Origin of the sequence: Streptomyces sp. NPDC015125, from assembly GCF_043080045.1 — a bacterium.
Classification (GTDB): domain Bacteria; phylum Actinomycetota; class Actinomycetes; order Streptomycetales; family Streptomycetaceae; genus Streptomyces.
The window spans coordinates 189,200-206,335 of sequence record NZ_JBIBVF010000008.1; the positions used below are offsets into that span (position 1 = coordinate 189,200).

At 70.1% G+C, this 17,136-nt stretch carries 14 protein-coding genes; 7 read left to right on the plus strand and 7 right to left on the minus strand.

The window, feature by feature from the left end:
* Positions 1-170: 170 nt before the first annotated feature.
* From ACF088_RS19920 to ACF088_RS19945, 6 genes are all read right to left on the minus strand, one after another.
* Positions 171-1,337: an alpha/beta hydrolase gene (locus ACF088_RS19920; protein ID WP_392377082.1), complete on the minus strand. Its 1,167-nt coding sequence runs from the start codon at positions 1,335-1,337 to the stop codon at positions 171-173.
* 234 nt (positions 1,338-1,571) lie between these two features.
* Positions 1,572-2,252, minus strand: a complete 681-nt coding sequence (locus ACF088_RS19925; RefSeq protein WP_392377083.1) for a response regulator — start codon at positions 2,250-2,252, stop codon at positions 1,572-1,574.
* Positions 2,249-3,625: a sensor histidine kinase gene (locus ACF088_RS19930; RefSeq protein ID WP_392377084.1), complete on the minus strand. Its 1,377-nt coding sequence runs from the start codon at positions 3,623-3,625 to the stop codon at positions 2,249-2,251. Before ACF088_RS19930 ends, ACF088_RS19925 begins: the two co-directional genes overlap by 4 nt.
* A gap of 201 nt (positions 3,626-3,826) precedes the next feature.
* Positions 3,827-4,705: a DUF4429 domain-containing protein gene (locus ACF088_RS19935; protein WP_392377085.1), complete on the minus strand. Its 879-nt coding sequence runs from the start codon at positions 4,703-4,705 to the stop codon at positions 3,827-3,829.
* A gap of 225 nt (positions 4,706-4,930) precedes the next feature.
* A complete protein-coding gene (locus ACF088_RS19940; protein ID WP_392377086.1) occupies positions 4,931-6,145 on the minus strand; it encodes an alpha/beta hydrolase in 1,215 nt (404 codons plus the stop codon).
* Positions 6,146-6,544: 399 nt separating this feature from the next.
* Complete coding sequence (locus ACF088_RS19945) at positions 6,545-7,198, minus strand: TetR/AcrR family transcriptional regulator (RefSeq protein ID WP_392377087.1); 654 nt, start codon at positions 7,196-7,198, stop codon at positions 6,545-6,547.
* Positions 7,199-7,313: 115 nt separating this feature from the next.
* On the opposite strand from ACF088_RS19945, the gene ACF088_RS19950 reads away from it, so the two are divergent.
* Together ACF088_RS19950 and ACF088_RS19955 are read left to right on the plus strand one after the other, a co-directional pair.
* Complete coding sequence (locus ACF088_RS19950; RefSeq protein WP_392377088.1) at positions 7,314-8,915, plus strand: MFS transporter; 1,602 nt, start codon at positions 7,314-7,316, stop codon at positions 8,913-8,915.
* 590 nt (positions 8,916-9,505) lie between these two features.
* Positions 9,506-9,925 carry a peptidase inhibitor family I36 protein gene (locus tag ACF088_RS19955; RefSeq protein ID WP_392377089.1) on the plus strand — a complete coding sequence of 140 codons (420 nt, stop codon included), beginning with the start codon at positions 9,506-9,508 and terminating at the stop codon, positions 9,923-9,925.
* 146 nt (positions 9,926-10,071) lie between these two features.
* On the opposite strand, the gene aceE is transcribed toward ACF088_RS19955, so the two are convergent.
* Positions 10,072-12,804: a pyruvate dehydrogenase (acetyl-transferring), homodimeric type gene (aceE, locus tag ACF088_RS19960; RefSeq protein ID WP_392377090.1), complete on the minus strand. Its 2,733-nt coding sequence runs from the start codon at positions 12,802-12,804 to the stop codon at positions 10,072-10,074.
* A gap of 515 nt (positions 12,805-13,319) precedes the next feature.
* On the opposite strand from aceE, the gene ACF088_RS19965 reads away from it, so the two are divergent.
* From ACF088_RS19965 to ACF088_RS19985, 5 genes are all read left to right on the plus strand, one after another.
* Complete coding sequence (locus ACF088_RS19965; protein WP_350250709.1) at positions 13,320-13,751, plus strand: DUF3052 domain-containing protein; 432 nt, start codon at positions 13,320-13,322, stop codon at positions 13,749-13,751.
* A gap of 148 nt (positions 13,752-13,899) precedes the next feature.
* A complete protein-coding gene (locus ACF088_RS19970) occupies positions 13,900-14,358 on the plus strand; it encodes a peroxiredoxin (protein ID WP_392377091.1) in 459 nt (152 codons plus the stop codon).
* Between the two features lie 189 nt (positions 14,359-14,547).
* Entirely contained in the window at positions 14,548-15,123 is a 576-nt protein-coding gene (locus tag ACF088_RS19975; protein WP_086721103.1) for a TerD family protein, read from the plus strand.
* 206 nt (positions 15,124-15,329) lie between these two features.
* Positions 15,330-15,905, plus strand: coding sequence for a TerD family protein (locus ACF088_RS19980; RefSeq protein WP_392377092.1), 576 nt, complete (start codon positions 15,330-15,332; stop codon positions 15,903-15,905).
* 53 nt (positions 15,906-15,958) lie between these two features.
* Complete coding sequence (locus tag ACF088_RS19985; protein ID WP_392377093.1) at positions 15,959-17,098, plus strand: DUF475 domain-containing protein; 1,140 nt, start codon at positions 15,959-15,961, stop codon at positions 17,096-17,098.
* Positions 17,099-17,136: the final 38 nt, after the last annotated feature.

The window sequence follows — 17,136 nt, forward strand, 5'->3', positions numbered from 1 at the left end:
GCGGACCGGAGGGGCCGGGGCGGTCGCTGCGGCCGGAGCGGCCGGTGCCCGCGCCGGGCGCCCCGGGCCCTGGGCCCTTGCGCGGACCTGCGACGTGGACCTGCGGCGCGGACGTGCGACGCGGACCGGTGGCGCGGACCTGCGGCGCGGGCCGGTGGCGCGGACCGGTGTCAGCGCACGGCGCCGTAGTGGCCCAGCACGATGGCCGCGAAGTTCCGGAGGGAGTCCGTACCGGGGGCGAGATAGCCGGTGTGGCCCACGGCGCGCTCGGCGGAGACCCGGCGGGCGCCGAAGGCGGGGTCGGTGGGGTCGGTGCCGTGGCCCAGGCCGAGCAGTTCGACGTTCGGGACATCGCCGATCCAGTCGGATGCGTCCCGCGCCGCCCAGACCCGGGCCGAGGTGTGCAGCTGTGCCACGTTGTCCCGGCGGACGCCGGGGGAGCCGAAGAGCACCAGGTCGGCGATGCGGCCGCGGGCCGGCTGCGAGGCGGCCAGCCCGCAGACCACCGAGCCGTAGCTGTGGCACAGCACGGCCGGGGCCGGCGCCCCTGCGGCGGCCAGCCCGGACAGGAACCGGGCCAGCCGCGGCGCTCCGGCATCGGCGAGCCGGCCGGTCATGGCATCCGGGCCGATGCCGACCGGCGTGGTGTATCCGGCCCAGGCGATGACCGCGGTACGGGTCCCGGGCGCGTCGGCGGCCAGCCGGGTCCGCAGCGACTTGGCCATGCCCGCCGGTGTGCCGTACGGCTGACCGTCGCGGTCGAAGGAGGCCAGGTCGATGTCCGAGCCCGGCACGATCACGGCGGTGCGTTCGGCGGTGGCCAAGTCGCCGTACACCTCGGCCACTTGCCCGCGGCCGCGGGGGTCGAAAGCGAGGATGTGACGGCCGGGGGAGAGCAGCGAGGCACAGCGGGCGGCCGCCTTCCTGGCCTGCCGGTGGTCCTGGAGGGTGCCGGCCGGAGCGGTGGCACGGGCCAGCTGGCGGTCCCGTTCCGCCTTCAGCGCACGGGAGTTGGCCGCGTACCGCACGGCGGGGGGCGTCCCGTCGAGATTGCCGACGGTGAGCGGGTGCCGGGCCACCAGTGCCTGCCGCTGCCCGTCGGTCAGCGAGGCGAAGAAGCGGGTGACCTCGGCGGGCCGTGCGGTCGCCGGGTCCGGCAGCCGGACGCCGAGGGAGTGGTCGGCGCGCCAGGCGGCGGCGCCGGGCGCCGGGCCCGTGACGGCGCTCTGCGCGGTGCCGGCCGCCCAGCCGCCGGTGCCGGCGGCCACGGTCAGCGCGAGCGCGGCGCCGAGGAGCGTGCGCCGGCCGCGGCGGGCGGTGGTTCGCAGCCTGGACATGATGGTGTCTCCCTCTCCCGTTGGTGTGGCGGAGGGAAACGTAGGAAGAGGGCGTATGACGCGGCGTCACACCGCGGAGCCAACTGCCGGGTGATACCCCGGTAGGGGGGAGAAGCCTCCCTCGTCCTCAAGGAGGAGCGGCAACAAGGAGCAGCAACAAGGAGCAGCAGCGGCAAGGAGGAGCAACAAGGAGGAGCGGCAGGGAAGGGCACGCCGGGCAGCCCTCCGCGGCCGCTACTGCTCCCCGGGCGTGACCAGTCCCGACTCATACGCGAAGATCACGGCCTGGGCGCGGTCGCGCAGCGCCAACTTGGCGAGCACCCGGCTGACATGGGTCTTCACGGTCTGCTCGGCGACGATCAGCGCAGTGGCGATCTCCTGGTTCGACAGGCCACGCGCGATCAGCTCCAGGACCTCCGTCTCCCGCGGGGTGAGGCCCTTCAGCCGGAGCGCGGCCCGGCCCTTGCGGGGCGCGGGCCGCCGGCGGGCGAAATCGGCTATCAGCCGCCGGGTCACGGACGGGGCGAGCAGCGCCTCCCCGGCCGCCACGACCCGGACCGCGGAGATCAGATCACCCGGCGGCGCATCCTTGAGCAAGAAGCCGGACGCCCCCGCCCGCAGCGCCTCGTAGACGTAGTCGTCGACATCGAAGGTGGTCAGCATCAGCACCTTCGGGCGGTGCAGCACGCCGGGGGGCGGGTCGAGCAGCTGCCGGGCCGCCTCCAGCCCGTCCATCTCCGGCATCCGGACATCCATCAGCACCACATCGGGGTGCGTCCGGCGGCTCAGCTCCACTCCCTGCACGCCGTCCGGCGCATCGCCCACCACCTCGATACCGCTCTGCGCGGCGAGCAGCGCGGCGAAGCCCGCGCGCACCATGGCCTGGTCGTCGACGATGATCACGCGCGTGGTCACAGGGAGTCGGAATCCTTCGGTGAAAGGGAAGCCGCCGGGGCGGGCGGCGGCGAAAGGGGGAGCTGCGCGGCCACCCGGAACCCGCCGTCGGGGAGCGGCCCGGTGTCGAGCGAACCGCCCACCAGCCGCACCCGCTCCCGCATGCCGATGAGGCCATGGCCGGTGCCGTTGGTCTCCAGCGGTGCGGACGGTACGGACGGCGCCGGCGGCGGGGAGTTGACGACGAGAACGGTCAGCCGGGAGCCGTCCGCCGCCGTGGTCACCGACACCCGGGTCCGTGCGCCCGGGGCGTGCCGTACGACATTGGCCAGCGCCTCCTGCACGATGCGGTACGCCGACAGATCCACCGCCGGTGCGAGCGGCGCCCGGTCCTCGGACAGCGACAACTCCACCGGCACACCCGCCCGTACGGTCCCCTCGACCAGCTTCGGCAGCATGCCGATACCGGGCTGCGGGGTCTTCTCCGGGCCGCCGTGCCGCTCCGCCTCCTCGCTGCGCAGCACCCCGAGCAGTCGGCGCATCTCCGCCAGCGACTCCCGTGCCGTCGCCGCGATCGAACCGAACTCCTCCGCCGCCTCCCGGGGAATCCCGCTGATGCGGTACGGGGCGCTGTCGGCCTGGACCGTGATCACCGACATGTGGTGGGCGACGACATCGTGCAGCTCGCGGGCGATACGGGTGCGCTCCTCCAGCAGCGTCCGACGGGCCCGCTCGGCCTCGCTGATGGTCTCCTGCTCGATCAACTTCCGCTGGGCGTCGCCGCGTTCCCGCAGTGTGGCGCCCGTCAGCAGTACCACTCCGGTCAGCACGAACAGCAGCACCCAGGTGCTGTTGATGCGGTCCGGGGTGATCGCCTCGGAGAGGACGCCCGCCACACCGGTCGTCAGCCAGACGGCGATCAGGGTGCGGCCGCGCTCGCGCAGGGACAGTGCCAGCATCAGCGCGAGATAGCCGACGATCACCATGGGCGGCCAGGGCCAGGAGCGGTCCGCGACACCGTCCGCGCCGGTGAGCGCCAGGGCGCAGACCACGTCCGCCGTGAAGATCACCCACCAGGCCTGCAGCGGCCGGGTCACCGCGAGCAGCAGCGGCGCGGTCTGTGCCGTGGCCAGCGCACCGGCCAGTCCGCCGCTCATGCCGTAGTCGTGGCTGAGGACGGTGACGGTCGTCGGCAGCAGGGACACCGCGAACGCGAACGCGACGGCATACGGCAGCCAACGCAGCCAGGCATTCCGGACGCTGCCGAAGAGTGGAGTACCGGGCTCGGTGGGAGTGCCGAGCTCGGCGGCGAGGACGTGCGGCGCCTGCCGTACGGCGCGCAGCATCCGGTGACGGGCCGGCTCGGGTGCGGGGCGGGAAGAGGGTCTGATCATCGCGCCCTCCATCCAAGCGGAGCACCGCGGCCACGGCGTCATACCAGGGTCCCGGCTTCGGCCCCCTACCACGGTATGAGTCCCGGGATCCCGCACCTGGATCCCGCCCCCCGGCCCGCACGAGTCCCGAAAGCATCCGGAGCCGACGGAGCCCCTGGATCCCCTGGAACCGGAGCCCCTGAACCGGAACCCCTGGAGCCCCTACAGCTCCGCCAGCAGCTCGGCCTTCTTCGTGCTGAACTCGTCGTCGGTCAGCAGGCCGGCCCCGTGGAGCTCGCCGAGGTGCCGAATCCGTTCCGCGATATCGGCGGGGTCCCGGCGCGCGTCACCGGTCCGGCGGCGCGGTTCGCCCTCCGGCGTCTCCTGCACCGGCTCGGCGGCGCGGACGGCCTGCAGTACCGAGGCCGCGAACGGCAGCGACTCGTGAACGGGGCCGTACCCCAGCCCGAACACCACCGCGGCCGGATCCTGGTCCGCCTCACCCGGCCCCGGCTCACGGGCACCGCGCTCCAGGAGACGCAGATAGCCGTTGAGGATCTCCGGCGACCGCCACTCGACCCCGGCCAGTTCGCCGACCGGGAAGGTCTGGTCGCCGCACTTCCACTTCGCCGAGGACGCACCCGTCCAGAACCACCGGAAGGCGACCGAACGGCCGTCGAAGGATGCCTTGCCGTCGTACGCCTTGAAGTGCAGCGGGGGCTCCGGCGCGGCCACCAGGTGGCGGTCGGCGGGTTCCTTCGCATCGGGGCCGAGCACCGTGCGCAGCTCGTCGGCGTAGTACTCGGCAAGCGTCCCGCGCTCGGCCGGCAGCACCAGCCGGTACGGATCGGCGTCCTCCTTGAGCTGTCCGTCCGCCGCCTCCATCAAAGGATCGGCGCCGGGCCGGGGCACGGCATGCAGCACCACCGTGCCGCGTCTGCCTCCGGTCACCTCGACGGAGCTCAGCGCCTCGTACGGAATGCGTCGCTCGCCGAGCGCCTGGAACAGCTTCGGCCTGCGGATCCCCCGTTCGAAGCGGATGAGTACGGAGTCCGTGTCGAACTCCCAGACGGCATGAAAACCGGCCAGCACATCACCCATGCGGCTCATCGTATGCGGGCGGTTGCCCACCCGTCCCCCTTCCGGACACCTCGGGGGCGTCTGCCGAAGCTACGCGCGTCACTCCGGCCACCCGCTGCGTTCCCTGTGTGGTGGACGTCCCCGGCGCCGGGTGCGGTTCCCGCCGGCACGGCCCGTCCCCGGGCGCCGGGCCGTGCCGGCGGGAACCGGTCTGTACGGGCCGGTGGTCCCGAGGGGGGACACCCCCTAGGCCAGGCCCGAGCTGCAGTGCGGGTCGTCGGTGGCGCAGGAGACGGTGCTGGTCGCGCCCACCCCGAGCAGGGCGAAGTTGCGCAGGCTGCGGGTGCCGGGCGCGAAGTAGCCGGCGTGGCCGACGGCGCCGTCGGCCGACAGGAGTCGTGAGCCGAAGGACGGATCGACGGGGTCGGCGCCGTGGCCGAGCCCGCCGACCTCCAGGTAGGGCACGTCCTGGATCCAGTCGTCGGCGTCCCGCATGGCCCAGACCCGGGCGTGGGTGCCCAGCCCGGAGAGGTTGCCGGCCCGCATGCCGGGGCTGCCGGCCACCGCGATGTCCTCGACGTTGGACGGCAGGTCACGGGCCGCGACGCCGCACACCACGGACCCGTAGCTGTGGCAGAACAGCGAGACGGCCTCGGAGGAGGGCAGCGAGTCCACCAGGGCGCGCAGCCGGACCGCGCCGTCCGCGGCGAGCTTCCCGGTGGCGGCCTCGACGCCCATTCCGGGCGGCGAGGTGTAGTCGGCCCAGGCGATCACGGCGGTACGGGTGCTCGGCCGGGCTTCGCGCTCGGCGCCGTAGAGGGACTGCGCCATGCCGACGGGGGCGGTGTTCGCCCGCGCGGTGCGCTCGAAGGTCGACAGATTGGTGTCCACCCCGGGCACCACGACCGAAACCCGTTGCGCCGCCGGGAGGTTGCCGAAGACTTCGGCGGCCCGGCCGTCGCCGGCCGGATCGAAGGCCAGGATCTGCCGGGCGGGGCTCATCATCGACTCGAAGCGGTGCATCAGCCGGCCCGCTTCCTGGCGGCCGACGGGGGTGAGCCGGCGGTCGCCCATCCGCTGTTTCTCGATCCGGCGGGCATCGTCGATGGCCATCCGGTTGGCGCGGTAACGCAGCGGCACGGGGGCGCCGTTCATATTGCCCACGACGAGCGGATAGCGGTCGGCGAGCTGCTGCTTCTCGGCACCGGTGAGCTTGGCGAAGAAGCCCCGGAGCGCGGCCGGCGAACCGTCGGGGTCGGGCAGCGGGCGGCCGTGGAAAGTGGCGTGCTGCCAGGCGGTCTTGGCAGTGGCCAGCGGATTGGCGTCTTCCTTGGTGCCTCTGACGGCCGTCCAGCCGGTGAGGGCGAGCATCACGAACACCACCGCCAGGGCGAGTGCGGCACGCCAGGTGGAGGACTGCAGGAAGCTGGAGGAGGGGCCGAGGCCCGGGAAAGAAGTCACCGCGTGCCACCCTAGGAGACGCGGAAGGATGCTTGCTGTGACCGTGAGTGAGATCACGTTTCGCGGTGGGTATTTCGACCAAACCGGACACATGTCAGCTGTTTTCGGTGCTCAGTCGTGCAGGCGCGGTCTCAGGGGGCGCTCGGAGTGATCGCGTAAAGGTGGATTGGCGTTACGGGGAGTAACGCATTCCGTGCGGGCTGCCGCGGGCCGTCGCACGGGTCGCCGTGGGTCCTCGCACGGGCCGTCGTGCGACTCGTCGCACGAACCACCGCACGAACCGCCGCACGAACCGTCGTACGGGCGGGCTGACCGGTCCGCGGTCCGCCCGGTCCGCGGTTCGTCCGGCCCGAGGTCCGCCCGCTGACCGGCCACTGACCGGCCGTGGCGCCGGTGCGCTCACCTTGCCCGCCAGTCGCCCTCCATCGCCGGCCCGATGTGGTCCAGATAGGACTGGGTGAGCTCGCGGATGGACGCCACGCTGCAGTCCTGTCCCTCGCCCCACACCTTGCCGGCCACCCGCATCACCCCGCCGAACGCGGCAACCAGCACCCGCGGCCGCGGATCGGCATCCACGTCCAGCCCCTCGCGCCGGGCGATCAACCGCGCCATCTCCAGCTCCAGTTCGGAGGAGCGCCGCAGATGCGCGGCGACCAGTGCGGGCGTCGACTCGATCATTTGGTACGAGCGCATGTGCAGCTCCACCGGGATCACCGACTCGATGGCGCTGCCGATGTCGTCCCAGGCCACCATCACGGCGCTGCGCAGGGCGGTGAGCGGGGCCTCGGTCGCGGGCCGTGCGCTCAGCTCGTCGAGGAAACGGGCCTCGATCATCTCCTGGACGGCGAAGGCGACGTCCTCCTTGTTGGCGAAGTAGCGGAAGTACGTCCGCTGGGAGACATCCACCGCCTCCGCGATCTCATCGATGGTCGTCGCCTCGTACCCCTGCTCCGTGAAGAGTTCGAGCGCCGCGCGGATCAGCGCGTCGCGGGTGCGCTGCTTCTTGCGTTCCCGCAGGCCGGTGGGTGCCGTATGCGGCGTCGGGGTCGCCATCCTGAGCCGCCTTTCCGTGGTGTTCTCGCTGCTCAGGTTACCTGTGAGCGGAATGACAGTTACTGACTCATGATTTGCTTTGTCAACTGTCAGTGGCTGACATTAGCCTCGTCGTATGAGTTCCCAGACCCCGGTTGCCGTTGCTGCGCCGGACCTTCCCGCACCACAGCCCCCGAAGGGGCTGCGCGGCCATCCGTGGCTGACCCTCTTCTCCGTTGCCATCGGCGTCATGATGGTGGCCCTGGACGGCACGATCGTCGCCATCGCCAACCCGGCCATCAAGAAGGACCTCGGTGCCTCGCTCGCCGATGTGCAGTGGATCACCAACGGCTACATGCTCGCGCTGGCCGTCTCGCTGATCACGGCAGGCAAGCTCGGCGACCGCTTCGGCCACCGCCAGACCTTCCTGGTCGGCATCCTCGGCTTCGCCGCCGCTTCCGGCGCCATCGGGTTCTCCCACGAGGTCGCGCTGGTCATCACCTTCCGCGTCCTGCAAGGCCTGTTCGGCGCGCTGCTGATGCCCGCCGCGCTGGGACTGCTGCGCGCCACCTTCCCGGCCGAGAAGCTCAACATGGCGATCGGCATCTGGGGCATGGTCATCGGCGCCTCCACCGCCGGCGGGCCGATAGTCGGCGGACTGCTGGTCGAGCACGTCAACTGGCAGTCCGTGTTCTTCATCAACGTCCCGGTCGGTGTGCTGGCGCTGGTCCTCGGCCTGGTGATCCTCAAGGACCACCGCGCGGAGAATGCCCCGCGTTCGTTCGACATCCCGGGCATCGTGCTGCTCTCCACAGCGATGTTCTGCCTCATCTGGCCGCTGATCAAGGCGTCGGAATGGGGCTGGGGCGATATGAAGACCTGGGGCTTCCTGATCGCCGCGGTGGTCCTCTTCGCGCTGTTCGCCGTGCTGGAGACCAAGGTCCGCGAACCGCTCATCCCGCTGCGGATGTTCCGCTCCCTGCCGCTGACCGCCGGCACGGTCCTGATGGTGCTGATGGCCTTCGCCTTCATGGGCGGCCTGTTCTTCGTGACGTTCTACCTCCAGAACGTCCACGGCATGACCCCCGTCGACAGCGGTCTGCACCTCCTCCCGCTCACGGGCATGATGATCGTCGGCTCGCCGCTCGCCGGTGCCCTGATCACCAAGCTCGGCCCGCGCATTCCGCTGGTCAGCGGCATGGTCCTCACCGCCGTCGCCATGTACGGCATGTCCGGCCTCGACACGGACAGCAGCACCGGCCCGATGTCCCTCTGGTTCGCGCTGCTCGGCCTCGGCCTCGCGCCTGTCATGGTCGGCGCCACCGAGGTCATCGTCGGCAACGCCCCGCTGGAGCTCTCCGGCGTGGCCGGCGGTCTCCAGCAGGCCGCGATGCAGGTCGGCGGCAGCCTCGGCACGGCCGTGCTCGGCGCGGTGATGGCCTCCCGTGTCGACAGCGAACTCCCGGACAACTGGAAGGCGGCCGGCCTCCCGCCCGTCCCGCCCGCGAAGGCGTCCGAGCTCTCCGACGCGGTCTCGGCCGGTATCGCCCCCGTTCCGAAGGGCACCCCGCCGGAGTTCGCCCAGAAGATCACCTCCGTCGCCCACGACACCTTTGTGTCCGGCATGGGCCTGGCCTTCACGGTCGCCTGCGGTGTGGCGGCCGTTGCCGCCGTCGTCGCCGTCTTCACCAAGCGCGGCGCGAACGCCGAGGCGGGCGCCGGGGTCGGCCACATCTGACCGGGCCCCGGCCGCGGCATACGACCGGTCGGCACCATTCCGCGGCGCCCGACGTCTGACGCCCGTCGTCTGACGCCTGACGCCCGAGGCCCGACGCCCGAGGCCCGGACGCCGGCGCGCGGCAGGTACGAGGCTCGTCCTCGTCCGGCCGCGCGCCGCTTTTTGCGTGGTGCCGTCAACGGCGGGCGTCAACCGGCCGTCCCGGACCGCACCCGGCCCCTTCCGCCGTGTGACGGGCGGGAGTTGGCCGCTGGCGGACGGCCGAATCCCTCATCCGGATGAGGCGGTCGGGGAACCGAGCCGGGCACCGGCCCCCTCCGGGGGCGTCAGGTGCCTCCCGACCCCCGGCAGCCCATGGGGCGAACGGTTTCCGCACCCTCTCCCCGCCGGTCCGTCCCACGTCAACGCCGTGCACCCGATGCCCCACGCCGGGCCGTCTTCCCTGTCCACATACCTGATCCGGGTGGCCGTGCCGCCACGGCCTTGGCAACCGCGCCGCGCCCTCGCGAAGCTCGACACCGCAGCACCCGCCGCGGGCAACCCGCCCACGGCGGAACGCCATCGTCGTCCTTCACGGGGGAGAGATTCCTATGCGTCTGCGTCTGCGTACGCCCCACACCACCGCGCTCCTCACCGGCCTCGCCGCGCTCACCGCGGCCCTCGCCGTCCCGCCGGCCCTCGGCACCCCGGCTGCGCACGCGGCCCCCGGCGGCCGTGTCGGTGCCGCCTCGGGCCCCTGCGCGGCAGGACAGCTGTGCCTCTGGCCGAAGGCGGACTTCGGCGGCACGCGGCGGACCTACGAGCTGTCCGGCACCGACATCGAGAGCTGCACCCCGCTGCCCGAGGGAACCAGTGCCGCCGCGCTCGCCAACCGCACCGGCCGGCCGGTCACCACCTACCAGAGCGAGGAATGCGCCGAGACCGCCGAGTTCGACACCTACCCGGGCGGCGGCAGCTGGGTGCCCCGGTCCCCGTACCAGGTACGGGCGTTCAAGGTGTGGGAGCGCTGAACCGGCCGCCCACGGACCTCCCCGTACGCACCGCCGCGCTCCACCACACCGCCGCGCCCCACCACACACCGCCGCGCCCCCCGACCGGCGAAAGACGCTGGTCGGGGGGCGCGGCGGAGGCGGTGCGGCGGCTTGCCGCGGAGGGGTCAGGCGTCGCCGCCGGCCTCACCCGCGTCGGCGGCCGTGACGTCCAGGAGCTGGTAGCGGTCGATCGCCTGCTTCAGCAGCGACCGGTCGACCTTGCCCTCCTTGGCGAGCTCGGTGAGCACGCCGAGGACGATGGACTGCGGGTCGATGTGGAAGAAGCGACGGGCCGCGCCACGGGTGTCCGCGAAGCCGAAGCCATCGGCGCCCAGCGACTGGTACGTGCCGGGAACCCAGCGCGCGATCTGGTCCGGAACCGCCCGCATCCAGTCCGAGACCGCGATCGTCGGACCCTCGGCACCCTGGAGCTTCTGCGTCACATACGGGACGCGCTGCTCCTCCTCCGGGTGCAGCAGGTTGTGCTCCTCGATCTCCACCGCGTCGCGGCGCAGCTCGTTCCAGGACGTCGCCGACCAGACATCGGCCTTGACGTTCCAGTCGTCCGCGAGGATCTGCTGGGCCTCGACGGCCCACGGCACCGCGACACCCGAGGCGAGGATCCGGGCCGCGTGCTCGCCCTTCTCGCCTGCCTTGATGCGGTGCAGACCCTTGAGGATGCCCTCGACATCGGCGTCCGCCGGCTCCGCCGGGTGCTGGATGGGCTCGTTGTAGACGGTCAGGTAGTAGAAGATGTCCTCGGCGTTCTCGCCGTACATCCGCCGCAGACCGTCCTTGACGATGTGTGCGATCTCGTAACCGTAGGCCGGGTCGTAGGCGACACAGGCCGGGTTGGTCGAGGCCAGCAGCTGGGAGTGGCCGTCGGCGTGCTGCAGGCCCTCACCGGTCAGCGTCGTCCGGCCCGCGGTCGCGCCGAGAACGAAGCCGCGCGCGAGCTGGTCGGCCATCTGCCAGAACTGGTCGCCGGTGCGCTGGAAGCCGAACATCGAGTAGAAGACATAGACCGGGATCAGCGGCTCGCCGTGCGTCGCATAGGCGGAGCCCGCGGCGATCAGGGAAGCGGTGCAGCCCGCCTCGGTGATGCCGTCGTGCAGCATCTGGCCGGTCGGCGACTCCTTGTACGCGAGCAGCAGTTCGCGGTCGACCGACTCGTACTGCTGGCCCAGCGGGTTGTAGATCTTGGCCGACGGGAAGAACGCGTCCATACCGAAGGTGCGGTACTCGTCGGGCGCGATCGGCACGAACCGCTTGCCGATCTCCTTGTCCCGCATCAGGTCCTTCAGGACACGGACGAACGCCATGGTCGTGGCGATCTTCTGCTGCCCCGAGCCCTTCTTGGCACCCGCATAGGCCTTGTCGTCCGGCAGCTGCAGCGGCTCGGCGCGCACGACCCGGGTGGGCACATAGCCCCCCAGCCCCTTGCGGCGGTCGTGCATGTACTGGATCTCTTCGGAGTTCCGGCCCGGGTGGTAGTACGGCGGCAGGCCGTCCTCCAGGTCCTTGTCCGGGATCGGCAGGTGCAGCCGGTCACGGAAGCCCTTGAGGTCCGCGACCGTGAGCTTCTTCATCTGGTGGGTCGCGTTGCGGCCCTCGAAGTTCGGGCCGAGCGTCCAGCCCTTGACGGTCTGCGCGAGGATCACCGTCGGCTGGCCCTTGTGGGCCTTGGCCGCCGCGTACGCCGCGTAGATCTTCTTGTGGTCGTGACCGCCACGGCCCAGGTGCAGGATCTGGTCGTCGGTCATGTTCTCGACCATCGCGCGCAGCCGCTGGTCGTCACCGAAGAAGTGCTCGCGGATGTACGAGCCGGTCTCGGTGGCGTACGTCTGGAACTGACCGTCGGGCGTGCTGTTGAGCTTGTTGACCAGGATGCCGTCGCGGTCCTGCGCGAGCAGCGGGTCCCAGCTGCGGTCCCACACCAGCTTGATGACGTTCCAGCCGGCGCCGCGGAACTGCGACTCCAGCTCCTGCATGATCTTGCCGTTGCCGCGGACCGGGCCGTCGAGGCGCTGCAGGTTGCAGTTGACGACGAAGGTCAGGTTGTCCAGGCCCTCCCGGGCGGCGATGGACAGCTGGCCGAGCGACTCGGGCTCGTCCATCTCGCCGTCGCCGAGGTAGGCCCAGACATGCGACTTGGAGGTGTCGGCGATGCCGCGCGCCTCCATGTAGCGGTTCATCCGCGCCTGGTAGATCGCGCCGAGCGGGCCGAGGCCCATCGAGACGGTCGGGAACTCCCAGAAGTCCGGCATCAGCCGCGGGTGCGGGTAGCTGGACAGACCGTTGGGGGCCTTGGACTTCTCCTGCCGGAAGGCGTCGAGCTGGGCCTCGGACAGCCGGTCCAGGAGGAACGCGCGGGCGTAGACACCGGGCGAGGCGTGGCCCTGGAAGAAGATCTGGTCGCCGCCGTCGCCCTCGTCCTTGCCCCGGAAGAAGTGGTTGAAGCCCACGTCGTAGAGGGAGGCGGAGGAGGCGAAGGTGGCGATGTGCCCGCCGACGCCGATGCCCGGACGCTGGGCGCGCGAGACCATGACCGCGGCGTTCCACCGGGTCGCGTTCAGGACCTTGCGCTCGATCTCCTCATTGCCCGGGAAGAACGGCTCGTCCTTGGTCGCGATGGTGTTCACGTAGTCCGAGCTGCGCATCTCGGGCACGGCCACCCGCTTCTCGCGCGCGCGCTCGATCAGGCGGAGCATGAGGTAGCGGGCACGTTCCCGGCCCCGCTCGTCGACGGCTGCGTCGAGCGAGTCGAGCCACTCCTGGGTCTCTTCGGGATCGAAGTCCGGGACCTGGCTGGGAAGGCCGCCAATGATGATCGGGTTTCGATCGGATCCGGAAGCCACGCTGTTCCTTCGTGTTCGGTTCGTTTCGTGCTCTGCAAGTGATGGGTGCCGTGCACGGGACGAATGCTGTCGCTGCCTTGGTGTCGCGCCGTCTCCATCGTGTACCGAGCCACAGGGATACGTCACCTCTACCGATGGGTAACCCATCCGTAGAGAGATGGCGCTGAAAAGGCCGATTTCTCGGGTCGGCCAAATCGCAACCATACGCCCATGTCGAAAGTGCTTCGCGTACGGACGTGCGGTCCCCGAAATCAGGTCCGCAGCCGGCCGGTGCCCCCCGAAGGGACCAGTGCCGCGCAAGTACCCGATAAACTTCACAGAAAGCTGTGGCGTGAATCACTTCAGCCTGGCCTGCGGGGGTCGCGCTTGCGGCGAGACGCCTCGAAACGTCACCGTTTCGGCGGTCTGGACCGCCGGGTACTTGCGCGATCCGCCCGGCCCGTGTGGACTACGCCCAATGCTCCGCGCACGCGCGGGGTCCCCGAGCATTTCCGAAACATGACAGGAGGCAATCCGTGAGCGCGACCGCGGACCACGCGGAGGAGCGGACCAACCCTGCCGCCAGGCTTGGGTTCGAGCCCGGACAGGTGGTCCAGGAGATCGGATACGACGACGACGTCGATCAGGAACTCCGCGAAGGCATTGAGACCGTGATCGGCCAGGATCTCGTCGACGAGGACTACGACGACGTGTGTGACGTCGTTCTGCTGTGGTTCCGCGACGAGGACGGCGACCTCACGGACGCGCTGGTGGACGCCATCGGGCTGATCGACGAGGGCGGGCAGATCTGGCTGCTGACCCCGAAGACCGGCCGCGACGGCTACGTCGAGCCGAGCGACATCAATGAGGCCGCGCAGACCGCGGGTCTGTCCCAGACCAAGAGCATCAATGCGGGCAAGGACTGGGCAGGCAGCCGACTGGTCACGCCCAAGGCCGGCAAGCGCTGAGCCGCACGGTCTCACCATTCGCCACCGAGCCCCCTCCGCCTGTTCCGGAGGGGGCTCGGCCCCGTTCAGGACGGGTTCCCCGGACGTGCACCCCGGCGCGTAGGGTTGGCCGCGTCCTGTTTGAGCGTGAGCGGAAGGGAAGCACCCCATGGCGATCGAGGTCGGCACGAAGGCTCCGGATTTCGAGCTGAAGAACCAGCACGGCGAGCTGGTCAAGCTCTCCGGCTTCCGCGGCGAGAAGGCCGTCGTCCTCCTCTTCTACCCCTTCGCCTTCACCGGCGTCTGCACCGGCGAGCTCTGTGCGCTCCGTGACGAGCTGCCGAAGTTCGTCAACGACGACGTCCAGCTGCTGGCCGTCTCCAACGACTCCCCGTTCTCGCTGCGCGTCTTCGCCGAGCAGGAGGGGCTGGAGTACCCGCTGCTGTCGGACTTCTGGCCGCACGGCGAGGTCTCGCGGGCGTACGGCGTCTTCGACGAGGAGAAGGGCTGCGCGGTGCGCGGCACCTTCATCATCGACAAGGAAGGCGTGGTGCGCTGGACGGTCGTCAACGGCCTGCCCGACGCCCGTGACCTGAACGAGTACGTCAAGGCGCTCGACACCCTCTGAGGCGGCGCACTCTCCCAGGCGCCCCCTGTGCCTCCTGTGTCCCTGCGCCCACCGGGCCGAATCCGCACTGATCCAGGTGCGATATCTGCAATCGGTGGGAACCGGTCACTAGGATCAATTCGTTGATCCGATGCCATGCACGATGGGGGCGCAAATCTTTACGTACCCCTCGAATCTATGGGAGGACTCGTGGGAGTCAGCCTCAGCAAGGGCGGCAACGTCTCGCTGACGAAGGAAGCCCCCAATCTGACCGCCGTCGTCGTCGGTCTGGGCTGGGACGCGCGTACGACCACCGGTACGGACTTCGACCTGGACGCCAGCGCCCTGCTGACGAACGACCAGGGCAAGGTGGCCAACGACCAGAACTTCGTGTTCTTCAACAACCTGAAGAGCCCGGACGGTTCGGTCGAGCACACCGGTGACAACATCACCGGTGAGGGCGAAGGCGACGACGAGCAGATCAAGGTGAATCTGGCCGCGGTGCCGGCCGATGTCTCCAAGATCGTTTTCCCGGTGTCGATCTACGACGCCGAGACCCGCCAGCAGAGCTTCGGCCAGGTCCGCAACGCCTTCATCCGCGTGGTCAACCAGGCCGACAACAACGAGCTGGCGCGCTACGACCTGAGCGAGGACGCCTCGACCGAGACCGCCATGGTCTTCGGTGAGCTGTACCGCAACGGCGCCGAGTGGAAGTTCCGGGCCATCGGCCAGGGCTACGCTTCGGGGCTGCGCGGCATCGCGCAGGACTTCGGCGTCAACGTCTGACCGGCCGGATCCGAGGGGATCCGAGGGGATCCGCCAGCTGATCGTCGACGTCCGGACCGGGCAGCACCACCGCAGTGGCTGCCGGGCCAGGAGTGACCGCGTCCGGCGCCGTACGCCCCGTCCGGGGAGTGCGGCGCCGGACGTGCATGAAGGGACACGGGCCGCGCCGGGCACGGCCCGCACCGACACCGGGGAGGAAGCGAACGATGAGCGTCACGCTCGCCAAGGGGGGCAATGTCTCCCTTTCCAAGGCCGCTCCGAATCTCACGCAGATCATGGTCGGCCTCGGCTGGGACGCACGGTCCACGACCGGGGCACCCTTCGACCTCGACGCCAGCGCGCTGCTGTGCCAGTCGGGCCGGGTGCTGGGGGACGAGTACTTCGTCTTCTACAACAACCTCAAGAGCCCCGAGGGCTCCGTCGAGCACACCGGGGACAATCTCACCGGTGAGGGGGAGGGCGACGACGAGTCGGTCCTGGTGGATCTCTCGCAGGTGCCCGAACAGGTCGACAAGATCGTTTTTCCGGTCTCGATCCATGAAGCCGATGCGCGCGGTCAGAGCTTCGGCCAGGTCAGCAATGCCTTTATCCGGATCGTCAATCAGGCCGACGGCAGTGAGCTCGCCCGCTACGACCTCAGCGAGGACGCCTCCGGCGAAACCGCGATGATCTTCGGTGAGGTGTACCGCTACAACGGCGAATGGAAGTTCCGAGCGGTAGGGCAGGGGTACGCGTCGGGTCTGCGGGGCATCGCTCTAGACTTCGGGGTCAACGTTTCGTAAAGCGCCGCGCGCTGCGCGCGGGGGACCCCATACAGCGAGGGATTGGGTAGGCAGTGCTCCTGAAAACCTTTGGCTGGTCGTTCGCCATCACGGTGATAGGCCTCGCCTTGGCGGGCGTGCTCTGGGGGTGGCAGGGGCTCGCGATCGTCGGGATCCTGTCCGTCCTGGAGATCTCGCTCTCGTTCGACAATGCCGTCATCAACGCAGGCATCCTGCGCAAGATGAACGCCTTCTGGCAGAAGATCTTCCTCACCTTCGGCATCCTCATCGCGGTGTTCGGCATGCGGCTGGTGTTCCCGGTCGTCATTGTCGCGATCACCGCGAAGCTGGGGCCGATCGAGGCGGTCAACCTCGCCATCAATGACAAGGCGCAATACCAGGAACTGGTCACCAGCGCGCACCCGGCCATCGCGGCCTTCGGCGGAATCTTCCTGCTGATGATCTTCCTCGACTTCATATTCGAGGAGCGCGACTACAAGTGGCTTTCCTGGATCGAGAAGCCCATGGCCAAGATGGGCAAGCTCGACATGCTGTCGGTCATCATCGGGCTGGTCGTCCTGCTGGTGAGCGCGATGACGGTGGCCACCGCCGCCGCGCACGGCGCCGGTGACAAGAGCGCCACGGTCCTGCTGGCCGGCGTCGCGGGCATGATCACCTATCTCGTCGTCGGCGGCATCTCCGGCTACTTCGAGGACAAGCTGGAGGACGAGGACGAGGACGAGGACGAGGAAGGCGAGGAGGCCGCGGCGGCTCCCGCGAAGAAGGGCACCGGCGCGGCAGTGGGCCTGGCCGGCAAGGCCGCGTTCTTCATGTTCCTCTACCTCGAGGTCATCGACGCGTCGTTCTCCTTCGACGGCGTCATCGGCGCCTTCGCGATCACCAACGACATCTTCATGATGGCGCTGGGCCTGGGCATCGGCGCGATGTACATCCGCTCGCTGACCGTCTTCCTGGTCCGCAAGGGGACCCTGGACGACTACGTCTACCTGGAGCACGGCGCCCACTACGCGATCGGCGCGCTGGCCGTGATCCTGCTGGCCACGATCAAGTACGAGATCCCCGAGGTCGTCACCGGCCTTGTGGGCATCTCGCTGATCGGTCTCTCCTTCGCCTCGTCCGTGATCAGGAACCGGCGCGAGGGCAAGCCGGGAGATTCCTCAAAGGCACAGTCGGAAGTGGCGCACCGAGTGTGATGCGACGCTGATTGCGGAACGCTCTCTGCGGGGCGGCC